This is a genomic window from Planotetraspora phitsanulokensis (assembly GCF_016863295.1).
GTDB classification, from domain to species: Bacteria; Actinomycetota; Actinomycetes; order Streptosporangiales; family Streptosporangiaceae; genus Planotetraspora; species Planotetraspora phitsanulokensis.
Genome location: NZ_BOOP01000019.1, coordinates 93,789 through 112,984, shown reverse-complemented (window position 1 = coordinate 112,984; position 19,196 = coordinate 93,789). Strand labels below are relative to the sequence as shown.

At 70.4% G+C, this 19,196-nt stretch carries 18 protein-coding genes and 1 tRNA gene; 10 read left to right on the top strand and 9 right to left on the bottom strand.

Annotation, left to right across the window (positions count from 1 at the left end):
* Positions 1-16: 16 nt before the first annotated feature.
* On the bottom strand, positions 17-547 hold the full coding sequence (locus Pph01_RS20505) for a GNAT family N-acetyltransferase (RefSeq protein WP_204074737.1): 531 nt from the start codon (positions 545-547) through the stop codon (positions 17-19).
* 133 nt (positions 548-680) lie between these two features.
* Between Pph01_RS20505 and Pph01_RS20500 the strand changes: the two genes are divergently transcribed.
* The 5 genes from Pph01_RS20500 (at position 681) to nrfD (ending at position 6,471) form a co-directional block, all read left to right on the top strand.
* Positions 681-1,079, top strand: coding sequence for a MarR family winged helix-turn-helix transcriptional regulator (locus Pph01_RS20500; RefSeq protein WP_204074736.1), 399 nt, complete (start codon positions 681-683; stop codon positions 1,077-1,079).
* Positions 1,079-1,495: a hypothetical protein gene (locus Pph01_RS20495; RefSeq protein WP_204074735.1), complete on the top strand. Its 417-nt coding sequence runs from the start codon at positions 1,079-1,081 to the stop codon at positions 1,493-1,495. The genes Pph01_RS20500 and Pph01_RS20495 overlap by 1 nt, the downstream gene beginning before the upstream one ends.
* A gap of 101 nt (positions 1,496-1,596) precedes the next feature.
* On the top strand, positions 1,597-4,770 hold the full coding sequence (gene fdh, locus Pph01_RS20490; RefSeq protein WP_204074734.1) for a formate dehydrogenase: 3,174 nt from the start codon (positions 1,597-1,599) through the stop codon (positions 4,768-4,770).
* Positions 4,763-5,512 (top strand): 4Fe-4S dicluster domain-containing protein, encoded by a 750-nt coding sequence (locus Pph01_RS20485; RefSeq protein WP_204074733.1) that lies wholly within the window; start codon positions 4,763-4,765, stop codon positions 5,510-5,512. Before fdh ends, Pph01_RS20485 begins: the two co-directional genes overlap by 8 nt.
* Complete coding sequence (nrfD, locus tag Pph01_RS20480) at positions 5,509-6,471, top strand: NrfD/PsrC family molybdoenzyme membrane anchor subunit (protein ID WP_204074732.1); 963 nt, start codon at positions 5,509-5,511, stop codon at positions 6,469-6,471. Before Pph01_RS20485 ends, nrfD begins: the two co-directional genes overlap by 4 nt.
* 51 nt (positions 6,472-6,522) lie before the next feature.
* On the opposite strand, the gene selD is transcribed toward nrfD, so the two are convergent.
* A complete protein-coding gene (selD, locus tag Pph01_RS20475) occupies positions 6,523-7,530 on the bottom strand; it encodes a selenide, water dikinase SelD (RefSeq protein WP_204074731.1) in 1,008 nt (335 codons plus the stop codon).
* Positions 7,531-7,635: 105 nt separating this feature from the next.
* Here selD and Pph01_RS20470 point away from each other — a divergent pair.
* A tRNA-Sec gene (locus Pph01_RS20470) sits at positions 7,636-7,731 on the top strand.
* Positions 7,732-8,047: 316 nt separating this feature from the next.
* On the opposite strand, the gene Pph01_RS20465 is transcribed toward Pph01_RS20470, so the two are convergent.
* Entirely contained in the window at positions 8,048-8,890 is an 843-nt protein-coding gene (locus Pph01_RS20465) for a helix-turn-helix domain-containing protein (RefSeq protein ID WP_204074730.1), read from the bottom strand.
* A gap of 111 nt (positions 8,891-9,001) precedes the next feature.
* Here Pph01_RS20465 and Pph01_RS20460 point away from each other — a divergent pair, with 111 nt between their 5' ends.
* Positions 9,002-9,850 carry a helix-turn-helix transcriptional regulator gene (locus tag Pph01_RS20460; protein WP_204074729.1) on the top strand — a complete coding sequence of 283 codons (849 nt, stop codon included), beginning with the start codon at positions 9,002-9,004 and terminating at the stop codon, positions 9,848-9,850.
* A 293-nt stretch (positions 9,851-10,143) separates the two neighbouring features.
* On the opposite strand, the gene Pph01_RS20455 is transcribed toward Pph01_RS20460, so the two are convergent.
* The 5 genes from Pph01_RS20455 to Pph01_RS20435 all read right to left on the bottom strand — a co-directional run bounded on the left by Pph01_RS20455 (position 10,144) and on the right by Pph01_RS20435 (position 13,783).
* The gene (locus Pph01_RS20455) at positions 10,144-10,425 is read right to left on the bottom strand and encodes a DUF8825 domain-containing protein (protein WP_204074728.1); all 282 of its coding nucleotides are present in this window, start codon (positions 10,423-10,425) and stop codon (positions 10,144-10,146) included.
* Positions 10,426-10,756: 331 nt separating this feature from the next.
* The gene (locus Pph01_RS20450; protein WP_204074727.1) at positions 10,757-11,413 is read right to left on the bottom strand and encodes a permease-like cell division protein FtsX; all 657 of its coding nucleotides are present in this window, start codon (positions 11,411-11,413) and stop codon (positions 10,757-10,759) included.
* Positions 11,410-11,982 carry a sigma-70 family RNA polymerase sigma factor gene (locus Pph01_RS20445; RefSeq protein WP_204074726.1) on the bottom strand — a complete coding sequence of 191 codons (573 nt, stop codon included), beginning with the start codon at positions 11,980-11,982 and terminating at the stop codon, positions 11,410-11,412. Before Pph01_RS20445 ends, Pph01_RS20450 begins: the two co-directional genes overlap by 4 nt.
* A gap of 469 nt (positions 11,983-12,451) precedes the next feature.
* Positions 12,452-12,892, bottom strand: a complete 441-nt coding sequence (locus Pph01_RS20440) for a hypothetical protein (RefSeq protein WP_204074725.1) — start codon at positions 12,890-12,892, stop codon at positions 12,452-12,454.
* Between the two features lie 378 nt (positions 12,893-13,270).
* On the bottom strand, positions 13,271-13,783 hold the full coding sequence (locus Pph01_RS20435; RefSeq protein WP_204074724.1) for a hypothetical protein: 513 nt from the start codon (positions 13,781-13,783) through the stop codon (positions 13,271-13,273).
* Positions 13,784-14,106: 323 nt separating this feature from the next.
* Between Pph01_RS20435 and selA the strand changes: the two genes are divergently transcribed.
* The 3 genes from selA (at position 14,107) to fdhA (ending at position 18,486) form a co-directional block, all read left to right on the top strand.
* Positions 14,107-15,378 (top strand): L-seryl-tRNA(Sec) selenium transferase, encoded by a 1,272-nt coding sequence (gene selA / locus Pph01_RS20430; RefSeq protein ID WP_239116871.1) that lies wholly within the window; start codon positions 14,107-14,109, stop codon positions 15,376-15,378.
* Complete coding sequence (locus Pph01_RS20425; RefSeq protein WP_204074722.1) at positions 15,378-17,138, top strand: SelB domain-containing protein; 1,761 nt, start codon at positions 15,378-15,380, stop codon at positions 17,136-17,138. The genes selA and Pph01_RS20425 overlap by 1 nt, the downstream gene beginning before the upstream one ends.
* Before the next feature lie 133 nt (positions 17,139-17,271).
* Positions 17,272-18,486, top strand: coding sequence for a formaldehyde dehydrogenase, glutathione-independent (fdhA, locus tag Pph01_RS20420; RefSeq protein ID WP_204074721.1), 1,215 nt, complete (start codon positions 17,272-17,274; stop codon positions 18,484-18,486).
* Positions 18,487-18,499: 13 nt separating this feature from the next.
* On the opposite strand, the gene Pph01_RS20415 is transcribed toward fdhA, so the two are convergent.
* Positions 18,500-19,132 (bottom strand): TetR/AcrR family transcriptional regulator, encoded by a 633-nt coding sequence (locus Pph01_RS20415; protein WP_204074720.1) that lies wholly within the window; start codon positions 19,130-19,132, stop codon positions 18,500-18,502.
* Between the last annotated feature and the right edge of the window lie 64 nt (positions 19,133-19,196).

Genomic DNA, 19,196 nt, shown 5'->3' with positions numbered 1-19,196 from the left:
GGGGTCGGCGTGATGCTCAGAGGTCGATCCAGTAGCGGCGCTTGACGCCCGCCTCGGTCGTCCGCACGTCCTCCAGGACCCCGCCGTTGCGCTCGATGCTGCGCGCCGAGCCGGTGTTGTCGGGGTCGCACGTGACCAGGACCCGGTCCAGACCGAGCTTGCGGGCCTGGGGCAGAACCTCCCCCAGCGCCCACGTGGCCAGGCCGCGCCTCCTGGCGGAAGGACGGACGCTGTATCCGATGTGCCCGCCGAGTTCGAGCAGAACGGCGTTCAAGGAGTGGCGCAGGTCGATGGCGCCCAGGTAGGTGTCACCCTCGACGATCCAGTAGTAGGTGGCGTGAACGAGCCCCGCCCCGACGGGAACCGACTCGTCCGACTGCCTCAGCAGCCGGTCGACCCATGCCGAGAAGCCCTCAGGAGTGTCGAGGTCGTCGCCGGGGGCCAGGTGCAGGCCGGCCCCGTCCTGATGGGCACCGGGATGCCATTCGTCGCGTGCGGCGAGCCATGACGTGCGCAGTCGTCGCGTGGGGGAGATGAGCTCGGCCATGCGGGCGACCTTAACACCCCCCTGATCCGGACTTTTTCGCCGGAGCGGCGCAGGCGAGGGGAAATGGAGATGCGGTCAGTGATCCGAACTCGTATAGTCCGATTTCGTGATATCCGAAAGCGGTGAATCGTCGATGGTGCTGGCTCTGCAGAGAGCCACCCATCGCACGTTGCACGCTCTGACCGCCGCCCTCGCCGATCTCGACCTGACGGCATCCGAGATCAACGCGCTCGCGAATCTCGCCGACGGCCGGGCGCGCAACGTCCGGGCGCTCAGTGCCGACACCGGGACCCGGGCGACCACGCTGACCGGCGTCCTGGACCGGCTGGAACGGCGTGGTCTCCTCACCCGCGAGCTCGACCCGGACGACCGCCGCTCCTTCCGCCTCGCCCTGACGGACTCGGGCCGGGACGTCGCCGCCCAGGTGAGTGCCGCCTTCTCCGACCTCGAAGCCCGCGCGCTCGCCGGGCTGTCCCCTCGGCAACTGTCCGGCTACCACGCGGTCATCGCCGCACTGCAGGAGGTCTCCTGATGGACCACGGACACGATCACGATCCCGAACTGAGCGAGATCCTTTCCCTCATCGTGGCCCCCGACGGCGCCTTCGGGCACCGGCAGCACATCCACCTCGCCTTCGTCGCCGTACGCCGCCACGGCATGCCCGAGGCCGCCGAGAAGGTCTGCGGCTGGCTCCGGCAGATCACCGCGTACGAGAAGGCGCCGCAGAAGTACCACCACACCGTCTCGCGGGCCTGGGTGGAGCTCGTCGCCCATCATGTGGCCGCCGAACCCGACGGTCCGGAGTTCGACGTCTTCGTCCAGCGGAATCCGGCGTTGCTGGACAAGCGGCTGCTCACCAGGCACTACCGGTCCACCACCCTGGCGGCCGCCGAGGCGCGCCGCGGCTGGGTGGAGCCTGACGTGGCGCCGTTCCCCTGGGCGGCCTGACCCTGGGCGGCCACGCCTGTGCAGCGCATGTGCCGTCTGACCTGGGACTCCCGGATCGGTCGGCCGGTTAACGGCCATCCAAGCGGGGCAAAACACGCATCATGGCGGACGGTGGGTGGATTTCCCGCTGGCCGGTGCTCCGGCAGCTCAGGGGTGAGGACGGCAGGCGCGACGCCGCGCGCTCGGCGCGGACCGACGCCCTTCGGCCGCGCACCGAGCAGGCCGAGACGATCGCCCGATCGGTGTGCCCCTACTGCGCGGTCGGCTGCGGTCAGCTCGTCTACGTCGAGGACGGCAAGGTCACCCAGATCGAGGGAGACCCCGACTCGCCGATCTCGCGTGGCCGTCTGTGCCCCAAGGGCTCGGCGAGCAAGCAGCTCGTGACCCACCCCGGACGTCAGACCCGGGTCCTCTACCGCCGGCCGTACGGCACCGAGTGGGAGCCGCTCGACCTCGAGACCGCGATGGACATGATCGCCGACAGAGTCGTCCGCACCCGGCGGGAGACCTGGGAGGAGACACACGAGGGCAAGGAGGTACGCCGGACGCTGGGCATCGCCGGCCTGGGCGGGGCGACGCTCGACAACGAAGAGAACTACCTGATGAAGAAGCTGTACACCGCCCTGGGCGCCATCCAGGTCGAGAACCAGGCGCGTATATGACACTCCTCCACCGTCCCCGGTCTGGGGACCAGCTTCGGACGCGGTGGCGCGACCTCCTTCCAGCAGGACCTGGCGGGCGCTGACTGCATCGTCATCCAGGGCTCCAACATGGCCGAATGCCATCCCGTGGGCTTCCAGTGGGTGATGGAGGCACGCCTTCGGGGCGCCAAGGTCTTCCACATCGATCCGCGTTTCTCGCGGACGAGCGCGGTCGCCGACAGGTATCTGCCGATCCGGGCGGGGACGGACATCGTGCTGCTCGGCGCGCTGATCAACCACGTGCTGAGCAACGAGCTCTACTTCCGCGAATACGTGCTGGCCTACACCAACGCGGCCACGCTGGTGTCGGAGCGGTTCCGGGACACCGAGGACCTGGACGGCCTGTTCTCCGGCTTCGATCCGGAGACCCGCCGGTACGACCCGTCGAGCTGGGCCTACGAGGGCGACGAGGGGGCCACGACGGACGAGATGCGGGAGGGCGGCGTGTGCCACGCCGAGGCCGCCGGGTCCGACTCGTACGGAGCCCGCGGCGCGGGGGCGTCGGCCACCCCGCCCACCGACCCGACGCTGCGGCACCCCCGCTGCGTCCTTCAGGTCCTGAAACGCCACTTCGCCCGCTACACGCCGGAGATGGTCGCCGAGCTGTGCGGGATCCCGCCGGAGGACTTCGCCGAACTCGCCGAGGCGATCACCGCCAACTCCGGACGCGAGCGCACCACCGCGTGGGTCTACTCGGTCGGCTGGACGCAGCACTCGGTGGGCGCGCAGTACATCAGGGCGGCGGCCATCCTGCAGCTCCTGCTCGGCAACATAGGCCGCCCCGGCGGCGGGATCATGGCCCTGCGCGGCCATGCCAGCATCCAGGGCTCCACCGACATCCCGACGCTGTTCAACCTGCTGCCCGGCTACCTCGCGATGCCGCACGCGCAGCGGCACGAGGGCCTGGCCCACTATCTCGAGACGGAGGGCGCGGACACCGGGTACTGGGGCCACAGGCGCTCCTACCTGGTCAGCCTGCTCAAGGCGTGGTGGGGCGACGCGGCCACCGAGGACAACGACTTCTGCTTCGGCTACCTGCCCCGGCTCACCGGCGACCACGGGCACTACACCACGGTGATGGGGCAGATCGACGGGACCGTCAAGGGGTACTTCGTCATCGGGGAGAACCCCGCGGTCGGCTCGGCGAACGGCAAGGCGCAGCGCCTCGGCCTGGCCAACCTCGACTGGCTCGTGGTGCGCGACCTGACCCTGGTGGAGACGGCCACGTTCTGGAAGAACGGACCCGAACTGGAGACCGGAGAGCTTCGAACCGAGGACATCGCCACCGAGGTCTTCTTCCTGCCCGCCGCCAGTCATGTGGAGAAGGAGGGCACGTTCACCAACACCCAGCGGCTCCTCCAGTGGCGGGAGAAGGCGCTCGATCCGCCCGGGGAGTGCCGCAGCGACCTGTGGTTCTACTACCACCTCGGCAAGCGGATCAGGCAGCGCCTGGGCGACGACGAGATCGACCGGCCGGCAAAGGAGCTGACCTGGGACTACCCCGAAGAGGGCGAGCACCGGGAGCCGTCCGCGGCGGCCGTGCTCCGGGAGATCAACGGCACCGGGCCCGACGGGCGCGCGCTGTCGTCCTATCGCGAACTCGCGCCCGACGGGTCGACGCGGTGCGGCTGCTGGATCTACTGCGGCGTCTACGCGGACGAGGTCAACCAGGCGGCCCGGCGCGAGCCGGGGAGCCGGCAGTCGTGGGTCGCGCCGGAATGGGGCTGGGCGTGGCCGGCCAACCGCCGCATCCTCTACAACCGGGCCTCCGCCGATCCCGACGGCCGGCCGTGGAGCGCGCGCAAGGCGTACGTCTGGTGGGACGCGGACAGGGGTGAGTGGACCGGCCACGACGTACCGGACTTCGACCTGCGCAAACCACCGGACTACGAGCCGCCCGAGGGCGCCCGCGCCGAGGCCGCACTCGCCGGGACCGACCCGTTCATCATGCAGTCGGACGGCAAGGGCTGGCTGTACGTGCCCTCCGGCCTGTCCGACGGGCCGATGCCCGCGCACTACGAGCCGCACGAGTCTCCCGTCCTCAACACCCTGTACGGCCGGCAGGCCAATCCGGCGCGCCGGATCTACGACCGGCCGGAGAACCCGTACAACCCGTCGGGGGCGGCTCGGTTCCCCTACGTGTTCACGACCTCCAGGCTCACCGAGCACCACACGGCCGGCGGAATGAGCCGGACGCTCGCCTACCTCGCCGAACTGCAGCCGGAACTGTTCTGCGAGGTGTCGCCGCAGCTCGCGGGGGAGGTGGGACTGGTCAACGGGGGCTGGGCGACGATCGTGACCAGCCGCACGGCGATCGAGTTGCGTGTGCTGGTGACGGATCGGGTCAGGCCGCTGCGGGTGCAGAGGCAGATCATCCACCAGGTCGTCGTGCCGTACCACTGGGGTCACGAGGGACTGGTGACGGGAGACGTCGCCAACGACCTGTTGCCGGTCGTGCTCGACCCGAACGTCTACATCCAGGAGAGCAAGGCGGGCACCTGTGCCGTCCTGCCGGGCAGGCGGCCCCGAGGGCAGGCGCTGCTCGATCTGATCGAGGAGTATCGCCATGGCTGAACGCGTCGGATTTTTCACCGATTCGTCCGTTTGTATCGGGTGTAAGGCCTGTGAGGTCGCGTGCAAGGAGTGGAACGGCGTGCCCGATGACGGGTTCGTCTTCCGCGCGACCTCCTACGACAACACCGGGCAACTCGGCGCCGACACCTGGCGGCACGTGGCGTTCATCGAGCAGGACGGCCGGTGGCTGATGTCGTCGGACGTGTGCAAGCACTGCACGAACGCGGCCTGCCTGGACGTTTGCCCGACGGGGGCGTTGTTCCGCACCGAGTTCGACACGGTGGTGGTGCAGCCGGACATCTGCAACGGGTGCGGCTACTGCGTGCCCGCCTGCCCGTTCGGTGTGATCGAACGCCGGGAGCGCGACGGCCGGGCCTGGAAGTGCACCATGTGCTACGACCGGTTGCGCGGCGGGCTCGAGCCTGCCTGCGCGAAGGCGTGCCCGACCGACTCGATCCAGTTCGGGCCGCTCGACGAGCTGCGGGAGCGGGCGGCGGCCCGCCTTGAACGGCTGCACGCGGACGGCGTGGACGAGGCCCGGCTGTACGGCGAGAGCCCCGAGGACGGTGTGGGCGGCACCGGGGCGTTCTTCCTGCTGCTGGACGAACCGGAGGTCTACGGACTGCCGCCGGAACCGGTCGTGACGACGCGTGACCTGCCGCAGATGTGGCGGTGGGCGGGCGGAGCGTCGATCGCCCTGGTCGGCGCCGTGGCGGCGTGCTTCCTGGGGAGCCGTCGATGAGCCGGGGCGGCGACTCAACGGCGACGGTGCCCGAGGCCGACTTCCGGTCCTACTACGGGCAGCCGGTGCTCAAGCCTCCGGTCTGGCACGTGCCCCACATGCCGCTCTACCTCTATCTGGGCGGGCTGTCGGGGGCCTCCTCGGTGATCGCCGCCGCTGCCCGCCTGTCCGGGCACGACCGGCTGGCCCTCGCCGCCGGGGTGACGGCCTTCGCCGGAGCGGGCCTGGGCTCCGGGTTCCTCGTGGCCGAGTTGGGCAGACCTGAGCGGTTCCTCAACATGTTGCGCGTCTTCAAGGTCACCTCTCCGATGAGTGTCGGATCCTGGACCCTCGCCGTGCACGGCGGTCTCACGGCGGCCGGAGCCGCCTCGGCGGTCACCGGCCTCCTCCCTCTCGCCGGGGACGCGGCCGTCTTGGCCGGCGCACTGACCGGTCCCGTCATGGCCACCTACACCGGAGTGCTCCTCGCGGACACCGCCGTGCCCGCGTGGCATGCCGCCCGGCGCGAGCTGCCCTTCCTGTTCGCGGGCAGTGCGCTGGCGAGCGCGGGCGCGGTCGGCATGCTGACGACCCCCCGCGCCGAGGCCGGGCCGGCCAGGGCGGCGGCGGCGCTGGGGGCCGTGATGGAGACCGCGGCGGCGGCCGTCATCGAGCGGCGTCTCGGCCTGGAGGGCGAGCCGTACCAGCGGGGAAAGGCGGGCCTGCTCATGAAGGCGTCACGCGCTCTGACCCTGGCGGGCGGGCTGCTGGCCACGGTCGCCGGGCGCAGCCGGACGCTCACCGCGGCCTCCGGCCTCGCCATCACCGCGGGTGTGCTGTGCACCCGGTTCGGCATGCTGGAGGCCGGCAAGGCGTCGGCGCTCGACCCGAAGTACACCGTGGTCCCCCAGCGGGAGCGGGCCGCGGGCAGAAGGCTCGCCGTCGTCCCTGACCAGGAGAACGGCTCGCACACGCCGTAGCGCCAGGTCGGCTCAGGCCGGCTCAGGTCGGCTCAGGTCGGTTCAGGCGGCTCAGCGCAGCCGCAGCGCCGCGCCCTCCTTGGGGACGAGTTCTCCGATGACGGGCGCGCCGGGTATCTCGCCCGCCACGAGCAGCCCGCCGGACGTCTGCGCGTCGGCGAGCAGCAGGAGTTCGTCCCCGTCCACCCGGCCGGAGTCCAGGTGCGGCTCCACCCAGGCGAGGTTGCGCCGGGTGCCGCCGCTCACGTAGCCGTCCCGCAGGGCCTCACGTGCCCCCTCCAGGTACGGCACGGCGGCCACGTCGACCACCGCGGTGACGCCGCTCGCCCTGGCCAGCTTGTAGAGGTGCCCGAGCAGGCCGAATCCGGTGACGTCGGTGGCGCATCGGGCGCCCGCCGCGAGAGCGGCCCAGGAGGCCGCGGCGTTCAGCGTGGTCATCGCCGCGACGGCCTGAGGGAAGACCTCACCGGTGGCCTTGTGCCGTGAGTTCAGCACGCCGATGCCGAGGGGTTTGGACAGGGAGATCGGCAGCCCGGCCCGTCCCCCGTCGATGCGCAGCAGCCGCCGGGCGTCGGCCAGGCCGGTCACCGCCATGCCGTACTTGGGCTCGGGATCGTCGACGCTGTGGCCGCCCGCGACATGGCATCCCACCGTCGCGGCCACGTCGAAGCCCCCGCGCAGGACCTCCCTCGCCAGGTCGAGCGGGAGCGTCTCCCGGGGCCAGCCCAGCAGGTTGACCGCGACGAGTGGCTCGCCGCCCACCGCGTAGACGTCCGACAACGCGTTCGCGGCGGCGATCCGCCCCCAGTCGTACGGGTCGTCCACGACGGGGGTGAAGAAGTCGGCCGTGGCGACGACCGCGCGGTCGCCCTCGACCCGGACCACGGCGGCGTCGTCTCCGTCGTCCAGGCCGATCAGCAGGTCGCGGGGCGGTCCTGAGCCGGCGAGGAGGCCGGAGACCACGGCCTCCAGCTCGCCGGGCGGGATCTTGCACGCGCAACCGCCTCCGTGCGCGTACTGGGTCAGCCGGATTCCGGCGGGCGCCGTCGTGTCGGTCATGCCGCACTCCTCAGGTCCGCGGATTCATCGGCTCCGCCTCTGACATGGCACGACACGGTCGTGGCGTGCCGCAAGAGCCGTACCCGGTCGAGTTAGGTTTCTCCCGGAGGCGTCTGGGCGCCTGGTGGCCCCCGCGGTCTTCAAAACCGACGAGGCCGAGGTCCTCGGCCTGGCGGGTTCGATTCCCGTCCGCCTCCGCCATGCGGATCTACCTGCGGTGACGCCCGGAGCGTGGGCGCGATGGCTTCTTTTGTCGGCTCCTCTCCGGCCCGTAACAGGGCGCGAGGGGAGCAAAAGGGGAGCAGCGTGTTTACGCTTCGACGACGATCTGGAGCTGGCCGCGCTCGACGCCCTGTAGGTACGAGGTCGAAGCGAGCAACCTCGACGGCCGGCGGCGGCCGCGGGTTTCCCGGATGGTGGGCGGCCGCCGCTACCTGATCGCGTACTGCCGCACGCCCGCGGAGGTGGCGGCCCACGTCGACCTGGCGGACCTGGTCGAGGTGACGGACTTCAGCGCCTATCGCCGCCTGTGACTAGTACAGACTAGGCCCATCATGGCGCCCAACTTGGCCAGAGCCTCTTCGGAGGGACTGCCTGGCTCCGCTTGGGTGGTGACAAGACGCTGGCCGGGGGCGCTGTCGACGGAGAACGACTCCTGCCAGAGGATCAGGTCGCCGACAAGGGGGTGGCGAACGTGAACGGCGTCGCCGCGCCTGTAGCGTACGTCGTGGCGAGCCCACATCTGTTGAAAGTCTTCGCTTTCCTCTGAGAGCTCCTCGACCAGCTCGAGAAGGGACGGATCCTCGTGGTCTGCCCCCACGACGGCACGTAGGTGGGCCACCACGCGATGGGCCTCCTGTTCCCAGGCCGTCCAGAACCCCTTGGCGGCCGGGTTGAGAAAAAGCATCCGCAGAACGTTGTCCGTGTGCTCTAAACCGTCGAGGAGGGCGACACACAGCGCGTTTTGGGCCAGCACGTCCGTTCGACGGTTCAGCACGTGCGCCGGCCCGTAGTTCCAGCTGTCCAGGAGTCGCAGGACATGCGGCTTGACCTGTTCGTCCTCGCCATCGACCCCACACCTGCGCGCCCGGGTACGGGCGAGCTGGTGAAGATACTCGGCGGCTTCGGCGTCAAGGTGAAACACGCGTGCCAGGGCGTCGAGCACCTGATCCGACGGGCGGCGTTCTCTGCCCTGCTCCAGCCTCGTGTAGTAGTCGAGACTGACCCCCGCCAGCAAGGCCACCTCATCGCGGCGCAAGCCCGGCGTGCGCCGGCGGTCGTCACCGCTTGGCAAACCGACCTCATCGGGGGACAAGAGCTGACGCCGAGCACGGAGGAACTCGGCAAGGGGGCTCCGCATAGCGGAGAGCATACGAAGAGCCAGGTCAAAGCCATGCAAAGCGAGGGAGACTCAAATGGGCCAGGACGCGGAGCCACCCTCACCGCGACAAATAAAGCACATACTGGACATATGGACCGCCTCGTGAGACTGGGGGACTTTCTCCGCTCACGCCGGGCCCGCCTCACTCCTGAGGACGTCGGGATGGAGGTGCAGCGACATAGACGTGTCCCCGGGCTGCGGCGCGAGGAGCTCGCACAGCTGGCCGGCGTCAGCGTCGACTACTACAGGAGGCTGGAGCAGGGCCGCAGCACGAACGCCTCACCGGTGGTGCTCGACGCCATCGCCCGCACCCTTCGGCTCAGCGAGACGGAACGCGCGCATCTGTTCGACCTGGCCAATCCCGTCTGCAACCCGACCCGCTGCGCCCCCGTGGCCCAGACGGTGCGACCCGCGACCCTCCAGTTGCTCGACACGCTCGACCGTGGCGACACCCCGGCCGCCGTGCTCGGCCGCTACACGAACTTCCTGGCCACCAACCGGTTGTATCGGGCCTTGCTGATGTGGGACGACGGCCCGCCGCAGAATCGGAACCTGGCGCAGCTCACCTTCCTGGATGAGAGTTGCCGCATACTGCTCCGGAACTGGGACATCGTGTCGGGCGACGTCACCGCCATGCTGCGGTTCGGCATCGGCCGGCATCCTCGGGACCCCGTACTCAATGATCTGATCGAGGAACTCCTGGCATCCAGTGACGCCTTCCGCCGACTGTGGGCCAATCACAACGTTCACGACCGCCCCTCGGGAATCAAGCATTACCACCATCCGGTCGCCGGAGACTTCAGCCTCAACTATCAAGGTCTGACACTGGCGGACCCCGACCAGTACATGTGCGTCCACACCGCCGACCCCGAGTCTCCGTCCGCCGCCGCTCTGGCCTTGCTCGCGAAGTGGGCCAGGACGCGGAGCTCGCCACCTTGACCTGGCCGATCTCGTCGAGGTCGTGGAGTTGCCTGCCCGGTAGCCGAACGGGCGTTCCCATTGGCATCACCAGAGCCAAGAGTTACGGTCCGGCCATGGAAGAGCTCGACGTCGACCAGGCCGCCGCGAAGCTGTCAGACCTCGCTGGAGAAGCCCGGGCCCGCGGGGCCGCTCACCTTCATCCTCGACGACGGCGACCGTCGGACGGCCGCTATCGTGCCAGCCGAGGTGGCAGAGCAGGCGCTGCGTCTCCGCGCGGAGGCCGAGGCGATCGAAGTCTGAACCGTCAGGCCTCAGGCCTTGGCTGCCTTCCGGAGTTCGAGCCCCGCTAGGTGCCGGTTGTCGACGGTGCTCCACCATTCGTGCCTGTGGAGCTTCATGACGAGGTCCAGCTGTTCCGCGCGGGCCGCCTGGAGAGCTTCCCGCTGCTCGTCGGTGATCTCGGCCTCCATGTTGGCGACGTCGATCGACGACGGCAGGGCGTCGCAGAGTTCCTTCACGCGGGCCTCGGCCGCGAAGAAGTCACGCTGCGCCTGGAGTAGGTCTGCCGGAAACGCGTACGTCGACTCGGCCATCGTCTTCCCCCGGGTTGCTCGGCTGTCGCCCGGGGCCACCCCCACGCCAGTGTCCGGTCCCCGTGGGTCCAGATCGCCGTCGGGCATTCCCCTTCCCTGTCGAGGGACAGGCACCAGTTCCAGGTGAGGTCCCCGATGTGCCGGTATCCCGTCGCCGGGAAACTCTGGACGGCCAGGGCCTGCATGGCGCGCACCGCCACAGGACCGGCGTATTCGCGGCGTCGCATGGCGCCATGCTGCCCGCTCTGGCACCGGAAACGATTCATCCCGGCGCCGGACATCGCGGCCGATGGACAGACCGCATCCTCTTGAATTCAGCAGATGGTCCGGGTCACCGTCCTGTGCCCCCGAAGGAACACTCGTCCTTCGATCCCAGCCACCTCTTGACGGATCCCCACGCGGAGAGGCTGTCGGCGATGCAGGCACCGTCGACGCTGTTGGACACGCCGGGGAACTCGCTCGCGGCACGGGCCACGGCGGAGAAGTCCGCATCCGGCCTGATCTGGACGCGGAAGGACTCGGACAGGTCCGACGCTACGACCGTCCGGAGGAGTTCCGGCTTGTCGGTCATGTTCCTGCGGAAGTTCTCCCATGCGTGTTGCTGATCTTCGAAGGAGACGACTTCCACATCGGGCCGTCTTTCCAGCGCCCGCCGAAGCTTCTCCCGTTCCGCATCGGTTGCCTTGCCGCCCTTGCAACTCGCGAAGACGTCGTTCTCCATGCAGAGGAAGACCGACACCACAGGCCTACCGGATGACTCGACGGCGCTCAGGGACACGGCGAGGGTGGTCTCCTCCTGCGGTTCCGGGGCCGGTGACGCCAGCCGTACCAACCCGAAAGCCGTCACAGTGACGGCGAGAGCCGCGGCGGCGATCTTGACTCGGCCTGTTCCGGCGGTACGCGGTGCGGGCAACGGGAGGTCGTCGTCCCGGACGGTCCGCGCACGGGCCGCCATGGCGTCGCGCAGCCGATCCTCGATGTCGCTCATGGGTTCTCTCCGGATTCGTCTTGTACGTCGCCCAGTTCGCGGAGCAATCTGGCCAGAGCCCGCGCGGTCGTGGACCTGACCGTGCTCCGCCTGACGCGCATGATCTCCGCGATCTCGGCCTCGGGCAGGTCGAGGTAGTAGCGCAGGACCAGGGCCTCTCGCTGGCGGCGCGGCAGCCGGCTGAGCGCCAGAAGCACCTCTCGTCGTGACTCTCCGATCAACGCGGCGGTCTCCGCCGAGTCGACCAGGTCCGTGGCCCGCTCGGCCCGCCGCAAGGCGACCGCCCTGCGGCGGAGCACCGATCGGGCGGCGTTAAGGACACAGGTCCTCACGTAGGCGAGTGTCGTGACGCCCGGCCGCCACTTGCCGTGCAGTCGTGCGAACACGTCCTGCACGATGTCCTCGGCCGTCTCCTGGTCGCCGACGAGGAGCACCGCCAGTCGGACCAGGTCGAGCCGGTGGTCGCGGTAGAGGGCGACCAACTCGACGTCGGGGGAGTCGGGGGTCAGGACCGACGGAGCGGGCGCCTGGGGCACCCGCTCCGTCAGTCGTAAGGTTTCACCGTCCATGTCATATGAACGCCGACCTCGGCCGATCCGCTGCTTCTCCGAATGATTCACCTGGTTCCTCGGCCGTCATCCGGGCCGCTATCTTCCGCGCCGTTGATGGTCCGTCCCTACCTGGGGCCGGCAGGTTCCCGGCGGGCCGCCTGCCTACAAGGAGTGTCGGCACCTACCGGTGGCGGGTGACTGTGGTCTTGCTGCGCCGGCTGAGCCAGATGAACGGCCACGCCATCCCGGCCCTGACGATGATGGCGTCTGGCCGACCGTCCACGCGGGCTTGGTGACCGACTTGTCGACTTGCTGCACCTGCATCGGCTGCTGGGGGTACGGCTGCGCGTACCCGGGAGGTGGGTAGCCAGGCGGCGGGTAACCAGGTTGACCGTACGGCGGCGCCTGCACGTACCCGGCATCGGGGTAGCCGCCCCCGCCGTAGCCGCCCTGGCTGTACGGCTGCTGCGGCGGGTAACCGGGCGAGCTACGAAGGCTTCCCGACTGGGGCTTCGGCGGGCGGATCGTCGCTAGACGACTGAGAGAGGGCTGCCAGGAAGCGATACGTTTTTAGGGCGTCCAGTCGCGAGGGGTCCACATACACGGTGCGGATTTCTCGGATTCGGCCCAGCTCTTCCGCTTCTGCGGCCAGTCGGCGCGCCGCCTCCCGCCGCTCCTCTTCGTCGCGGTCAGGTGCCACAACCTCTTGCTCTAGTTCCTCCACCTGGGCCTCTTTGCCGGCGATTACTCCGGAGAGGTCGATCTCGCCTCCCGGGAAGCCCACTTTCGTGATGCGGTCGATCAGGCGCTCTATCGCGTTGCGGTGCCGGCGCATGATCAGCCACACGGCGACGATGACGGCTAATGGCCAGGCGATTGCATCCACCAGCCCGGCGATCGAGTCGATCACCTTGGCCCAGTCGTCCAAAGCTGCCGATCATGCCGTGAAGCGGGTCGGCGGACGGGGGAGTCGTCCGATCGTGATGCTGGATGCCCCAAGCCGTCGGCCTCCAGCCGGACGGCTGATCGGTTCCCGATGGGAACACGATGGGCACAACAGGCCCGAAGACAACCGGTCGCAGTCAACGACAACCAACGGTCTTTTTCCCGGCAGAGCAGCACAGTCAACGACAACCAACGGTTGCCGACGTCAGCCGATGACGGCAGCAGCTGTCTTCGAAACCGACGAGGCCGAGGTCCTCGGCCTGGCGGGTTCGATTCCCGTCCGCCTCCGCCATGTGCATCTACCTGCGGTGACGCCCGGAGCGTGGGCGCGATGGCTCCGCCGCGTACCGTCTGAGATGTCCTATACACGGCCCTGAAGGATCTTTGCCAATCCCAGCCCGGCCTCTTGGCGCCCATCCGAGCTGGCGGTTCTCACCTTGATCCCGCAGTAGTCCCCGCCACGGCAAGGGAACCACAGCTCGCCGTGCGTCTCGTCGTACGTGGCGCCCTCGACGAATCCGCCCAGCGGCTCCCCGATTTCGGCCACGGACTCGTACTGCGCCTTGGGCAGCACCGCCGCGTAAATCGCCTCGTTGATGCCGTCCTTGGCGCTTGAGGCCGTCCAGACGCATCCGCCGAACATGTAGTCGTGCTGGCCGCCGTCATTCGGGCCGATCACGTCGGCGACCTCGTTCTCGGTAAGGAAATCGCAGCTGCCGTCGCTGTTTCCGGAGCCTTCCCCGGCGGGGGCTTCCACACCGGGCAGGCCGACCGGGCTGGAATCTTCCGAGCCACCGCCGCCTCCGCAAGCCGTGACCAACGCCAGCGCGCCGGCGAGAATCGCCGCCTGCGTGAACTTTTTGAAGACGTTCATGATTCATCCTTTTCATACATAGGGGTGATGACGGGAGAATTCCGGAGTCGGGTCGGGGCTTGCATCACCAGTGATAAGCCGGGCCGCTTGCAAAGTGCTTTCAGCGGCCTGACCTCCAGTTGAGGAACCCGACATCACCGCGACGCTCACCAACGGCGAGGCGGTGGTGAGCATGTGCCTCACCCGTCCGGAGGCCGGGTGTTCGCATCGCCGCTTGTCTGATCCACCTCCGAACCGCCGTCCGTCATCAGGCAGAGGCTGCGCGTCTTCCCAGGTGAAGCGGGATGGCGCTTGTACGTTGAGGTGTGGACCGACGAAGGCGCGTGCCGCGCACCGACGCCGTGCTCGCCGACCCGCGCCTGGCCGCGACGGCGGAGCGGCTCGGCCGCGCCGTGGTCAAGGACGCGGTCGCCGCCGCCCAGCAGCGCGTACGGCAGGGCGAGATCGAGCCCGAGGACGTCGCCGACGCGGCTCTGGCGGCCCTTCCCCGGCACGCCGCCCGACTGCGTGCTGTGATCAACATGACCGGGGTGCTCCTCCACACCAACCTCGGCAGGGCGCCCCTGTCGCCGGCGGCCGTCGAGGCCGCGGCCGTGGCGGCGGGTGCGGTCGACGTGGAGTTCGACCTGGCCGCGGGCGTCCGGGCCAGGCGCGGCAGGACCGCCCTGGCGGCGCTCGCCGACGCCGTGCCCGTGGCGGACGACGTGCACGTGGTCAACAACAACGCCGCCGCGCTGGTCCTGGTCGCCACCGCCCTCGCGGCGGGGCGGGAGATCGTGATCAGCCGCGGCGAACTGGTGGAGATCGGGGACGGTTTCCGCATCCCCGACCTCCTGGTCTCGACCGGGGCGCGCCTGCGCGAGGTCGGCACCACCAACCGCACCGCGCTCGCCGACTATCGCGCCGCCGTGGGGCCGGAGACCGGGTTCGTGCTCAAGGTCCATCCCTCGAACTTCAGGATCGAGGGGTTCACCGGTTCGCCCGCAGTGGCGGAGCTGGCCGGGCTCGGCGTCCCGGTCGTGTCGGACATCGGTTCGGGGCTGCTGGAGCGGGAGCCACTCCTCCCCGGCGAGCCCGACGCGACGAGCACCCTGAAGGCCGGCGCCCACCTGGTCACGGCGAGCGCCGACAAACTCCTCGGCGGTCCCCAGGCGGGGCTTCTGCTCGGGCGGCGCGACCTCGTCGAGCGGTGCAGGCGGCATCCGCTCGCTAGAGCGCTGCGGGTCGGCAAGGTGACGCTCGCGGCGCTCGAGGCCACCCTCCGGGGTCCCGTCACCCCTCTCCACCAGGCGCTGCACGCGGACTCTCGGGCGCTGCTCGACCGCGCCCAGGCGTTGGCGAGCGTGCTGGCCAAGTCGGGGATCGACGCGAGAGCCGTACCGGCGGAGGCGACCGTGGGCGGCGGCGCGGCTCCCGGAGCGCGCCTGGCCAGTGCGGCGGTGAGCCTGCCGGAGCGGCTCGCGGCGCCGCTGCGGACGGGGGATCCGCCCGTCGTGGGGCGGGTGGAGGGCGGCAGGCTGCTGCTCGACCTGCGTGCCGTCCCCGCGGACCGGGACGGCGACGTGGCGCGGGCCGTGGTGACGGCGAGCCGCTGATGCATGTCATCGCGACCGCGGGCCACGTCGACCACGGGAAGTCGACCCTGGTCAGGGCCCTCACGGGGATGGAGCCCGACCGGCTGGAGGAGGAGCGCAGGCGGGGGCTGACGATCGAGCTCGGCCATGCCTGGACAGCCCTGCCGTCGGGGGAGCGGATCGCCTTCGTCGACGTCCCCGGCCACGAGCGCTTCCTCGGCACGATGCTCGCCGGAGTCGGCCCGGTTCCGGTCGTGATGTTCGTGGTGGCCGCCGACGAGGGATGGATGCCCCAGTCGGAGGAGCACCTGGTGGCGCTGGAGACCCTCGGCGTACGGCTGGGCCTGCTGGTCGTGACCCGCGCGGACCTGGCCGACCCCGGGCCCGCGCTCCTGGACGCCCGGGCGCGTCTGGCGCGGGGCGGTCTCGGTCAGGCGGAGGCGCTGGCCGTGAGTGGTCGCACGGGTGAGGGCCTGGCCGAGTTGCGGGCGGCGCTGGACCGGCTGGTGGCGGGCCTGCCCGCTCCCGACCCCGGGGCGCCGGTGCGGTTGTGGATCGACCGGGTCTTCAGCGTGCGCGGCAGCGGGACGGTGGTGACGGGGACGCTCCCAGCGGGCCGCGTCTCCACCGGCGACGAGTTGGAGATCGACGGCGAGGCCGTACGGATTCGCGCCATGGAGTCGCTGAAGGAGCCGGTGGACTCGGCGACCGGCGTGGCGAGGGTGGCGCTCAATCTGCGGGGCAGGGTCGCGCCGGAACGGGGACGTGCCCTCGTGACCGCGGGCGCCTGGACCTCGACCGACCTGGTCGACGTGCGGATCCACGCCGCGCCGGGCTTCGACGGTCCGCTGCCGAGGCGGCTGACCGCCCACATCGGCTCGGCGGCGATCACGTGCGACGTGCGGCCGCTCGGCGGCCAGGTCGCGCGGCTGCGCCTCGGCCGGCGGGTGCCGCTCCACCTCGGTGATCTCCTGCTGCTGCGTGATCCCGGCGGACACCGGGCGCCGCGCGTGCTCGCCGGGGCGCGGGTCCTCGATCCGCGGCCGCCCGATCTGGTACGGCGGGGCGCGGCCCGGGCACGCGCCACCCAGCTCGCCGCGGCGACCCTGGACGCGGAGTCCCTGCTCCGCGTGCACCGTCTGCTCCGCGGCGAGCAACTCCTGGCCATGGGCTGCGATCTCCCCGGCCCGCCGGTGGAGGGGGACTGGTACGCGGACCCGGCCCACTGGTCCCGGCTGGGCGAACGGCTGGCCGAGGCCGTGCGCAGGCACGGGGACGACCACCCGCTCGAGCGGGGGATGCCACTGGAGGCGGCCCGCCACGAGCTGGAGCTGCCCGACCGGAGGCTGGTCACCGCGCTCATCCGCCCCCCGCTGGAGACGGCGGGCGGCCGGATCGTCTCGGGACCGTCCGGCGGCCTTCCCGCGTCCGTGGCCGGAGCCGTTCAGCGGCTGGCAGCCGAGTTGTCCGAGCACCCCTTCCTCGCGCCGGAGGCGGGACGCCTCACGACTCTCGGCCTGGGCTCCCGAGAGGTGGCCGCCGCCGTACGGGCCGGGGCGCTGCTGCGAGTGGCCGACGGGATCGTGCTGCTCCCGGGCGCGGACGCGCGGGCGGCGGCGGTGCTGGCGGAGCTGCCGCAGCCCTTCACGGTCAGCCAGGCCAAGGTCGCACTGGGCACCAGCCGCAGGGTCGCGGTGCCCCTCCTGGAGCATCTCGACCGCCGCGGGTTCACCGAACGGGTGGACGACTACCTGCGCATATGCCGGGTAGGCGGCTCCTGACAGGCAGGTATACCGTCGATTCAAGGGGCCGTCGTCGCCCGAGGGCCCGGTGACGGCCTCGCGGCCGCCCCCCACCCCCCGTGCTCGTCGCAGGCGGCGGCCGGAGTCTCGGCAAGGAAGGAAGGCCGCCATCATGCCGGGCAACAAGGCTGTCGTCTACGAGGGGCCAGGACGTGTAGAGGTCGTCGACACCGACTATCCCGAGTTCGAGCTCAAAGAGGGACCGGGGGTGCCTCCGGCCAACGTCGGCAGGAAGGTCGGGCACGGCGCGATCGTGCGACCGGTCGCCACCAACATCTGCGGGAGCGACCAGCACATGGTCAGGGGCCGCACGACCGCTCCGCCCGGGCTGGTGCTCGGACACGAGATCACCGGTGAGGTGGTGGAGGTCGGGCCCGACGTCGAGGTCGTCAAGGTCGGCGACCTGGTGTCGGTGCCGTTCAACATCGCGTGCGGCCGCTGCCGCAACTGCAAGGCGGGCGACACCCACATCTGCGAGCGGGTCAACCCCGAGCAGCCGGGCGGGGCCTACGGCTATGTGGACATGGGCGGCTGGCCGGGCGGCCAGGCGGAGTACGTCCTGGTGCCCTACGCCGATTGGAACCTGCTCAGGTTCCCCGACAGGGATCAGGCGATGGAGAAGATCCTCGACCTGGCCATGCTCGCGGACATCTTCCCGACGGGCTACCACGGCTGCGTCTCCGCCGGTGTGACCAGCGGGTCGACGGTGTACATCGCGGGCGCCGGCCCGGTGGGGCTCGCCGCGGCGTGCTCGGCCCAGTTCCTCGGGGCGGCCGTGGTCATCGTCGGCGATCTCAACAAGGACCGGCTGGCCCAGGCGCACAGCTTCGGCTGCGAGACCGTCAACGTGGCGGACGGCGACCCGGGCGAGCAGATCGATCACATCCTCGGCGTGCCCGAGGTGGACTGCGGCGTCGACGCGGTCGGCTTCGAGGCGAAGGGACACGGCCCGGGAGGCGAGGAGGCGCCCGCCACCGTGCTCAACTCGCTGATGCGGGTCACCAGGGCCGGCGGCAGGCTGGGCATCCCCGGGCTGTACGTCACGGGCGATCCCGGAGCGAAGGACGAGGCGGCCAAGGAGGGGTCGCTGTCGATCCGGCTGGGCCTGGGATGGGCCAAGGCGCACGCGTTCGTCACCGGCCAGTGCCCGGTGATGCGGTACCACCGCAAGCTCATGATGGCGATACTCAACGACCGCGTGCAGATCGCGAACGCGGTCAACCCGACCGTCCTGCCGCTCGACCAGGCGCCGCACGGTTATGAGGAGTTCGACCACGGCGCGGCGCGCAAGTACGTCCTCGACCCGCACGGTCTGATCAACGTCTGACGCGTTCAGCCGATCACGACGGGCGGGACGGCGTTCCGGCGAGGCCGCGGTGCAGCAGGGCGGTGAGAGCATCGATGATCTCGTCGTCCGCCGCCCCCGGGCCGTGCTCGCCCGCCGTGAGGACGGCATATCCCAGCATCGAGATCATGGCGCCCATGGCGGCGGCCACGAGCGCGGGGTCGCCGGGAAGCGCGCGGCCCTGATCACGCATGTACTCCAGGTGTTCCCGCAGGTCACCGGTCTGGTCGGCGAGGCTCTGCCACGCGCGTCCCGAGCCCGGCGGGTCGGTCATCATCGACTGGGTCAGGGCGACGACCACCGGGAGATGGTCCCGGTAGGTGCGCCAGGCCACCGCCACGTGCTCGCGGAGCGGGCCGGCTTCGGCGAGATCGTGCTCGTGGGGACGCTCGGCCGCGCGCCCCGCGCCGATCGTTGCGTCCACCTGCGACTCCATGTCGGCCAGCAGGGACTGGAGGAGGTCCTCCTTGCTGCTGAAGTGGTCGTAGAACGAGCCGGTGGCCCGGCCCGCGGCCCGGGTGATGTCGGTGATCTTCGTATTGAGGTAGCCGCGCTCGACGAAGAGCCGCCGCGCCGCCTCCTTGAGCGCGGCCTCGGTTCCCGCCGCCTTCTCCTTGCGCACTCCCACCGGCGTGCTCCCCTTCCCTGTCCCTCAACGGGTTGACATCCATCTTGGCGGCTCTCCATACTGA

Bases quoted from the DNA above. Each gene is read 5' to 3' on its own strand.
- Pph01_RS20505 (WP_204074737.1), bottom strand. From the start codon at position 547: ATGGCCGAGCTCATCTCCCCCACGCGACGACTGCGCACGTCATGGCTC.
- Pph01_RS20500 (WP_204074736.1), top strand. From the start codon at position 681: ATGGTGCTGGCTCTGCAGAGAGCCACCCATCGCACGTTGCACGCTCTG.
- Pph01_RS20495 (WP_204074735.1), top strand. From the start codon at position 1,079: ATGGACCACGGACACGATCACGATCCCGAACTGAGCGAGATCCTTTCC.
- Pph01_RS20485 (WP_204074733.1), top strand. From the start codon at position 4,763: ATGGCTGAACGCGTCGGATTTTTCACCGATTCGTCCGTTTGTATCGGG.
- nrfD (WP_204074732.1), top strand. From the start codon at position 5,509: ATGAGCCGGGGCGGCGACTCAACGGCGACGGTGCCCGAGGCCGACTTC.
- selD (WP_204074731.1), bottom strand. From the start codon at position 7,530: ATGACCGACACGACGGCGCCCGCCGGAATCCGGCTGACCCAGTACGCG.
- Pph01_RS20465 (WP_204074730.1), bottom strand. From the start codon at position 8,890: ATGCGGAGCCCCCTTGCCGAGTTCCTCCGTGCTCGGCGTCAGCTCTTG.
- Pph01_RS20460 (WP_204074729.1), top strand. From the start codon at position 9,002: ATGGACCGCCTCGTGAGACTGGGGGACTTTCTCCGCTCACGCCGGGCC.
- Pph01_RS20455 (WP_204074728.1), bottom strand. From the start codon at position 10,425: ATGGCCGAGTCGACGTACGCGTTTCCGGCAGACCTACTCCAGGCGCAG.
- Pph01_RS20450 (WP_204074727.1), bottom strand. From the start codon at position 11,413: ATGAGCGACATCGAGGATCGGCTGCGCGACGCCATGGCGGCCCGTGCG.
- Pph01_RS20445 (WP_204074726.1), bottom strand. From the start codon at position 11,982: ATGGACGGTGAAACCTTACGACTGACGGAGCGGGTGCCCCAGGCGCCC.
- Pph01_RS20435 (WP_204074724.1), bottom strand. From the start codon at position 13,783: ATGAACGTCTTCAAAAAGTTCACGCAGGCGGCGATTCTCGCCGGCGCG.
- Pph01_RS20425 (WP_204074722.1), top strand. From the start codon at position 15,378: ATGCATGTCATCGCGACCGCGGGCCACGTCGACCACGGGAAGTCGACC.
- fdhA (WP_204074721.1), top strand. From the start codon at position 17,272: ATGCCGGGCAACAAGGCTGTCGTCTACGAGGGGCCAGGACGTGTAGAG.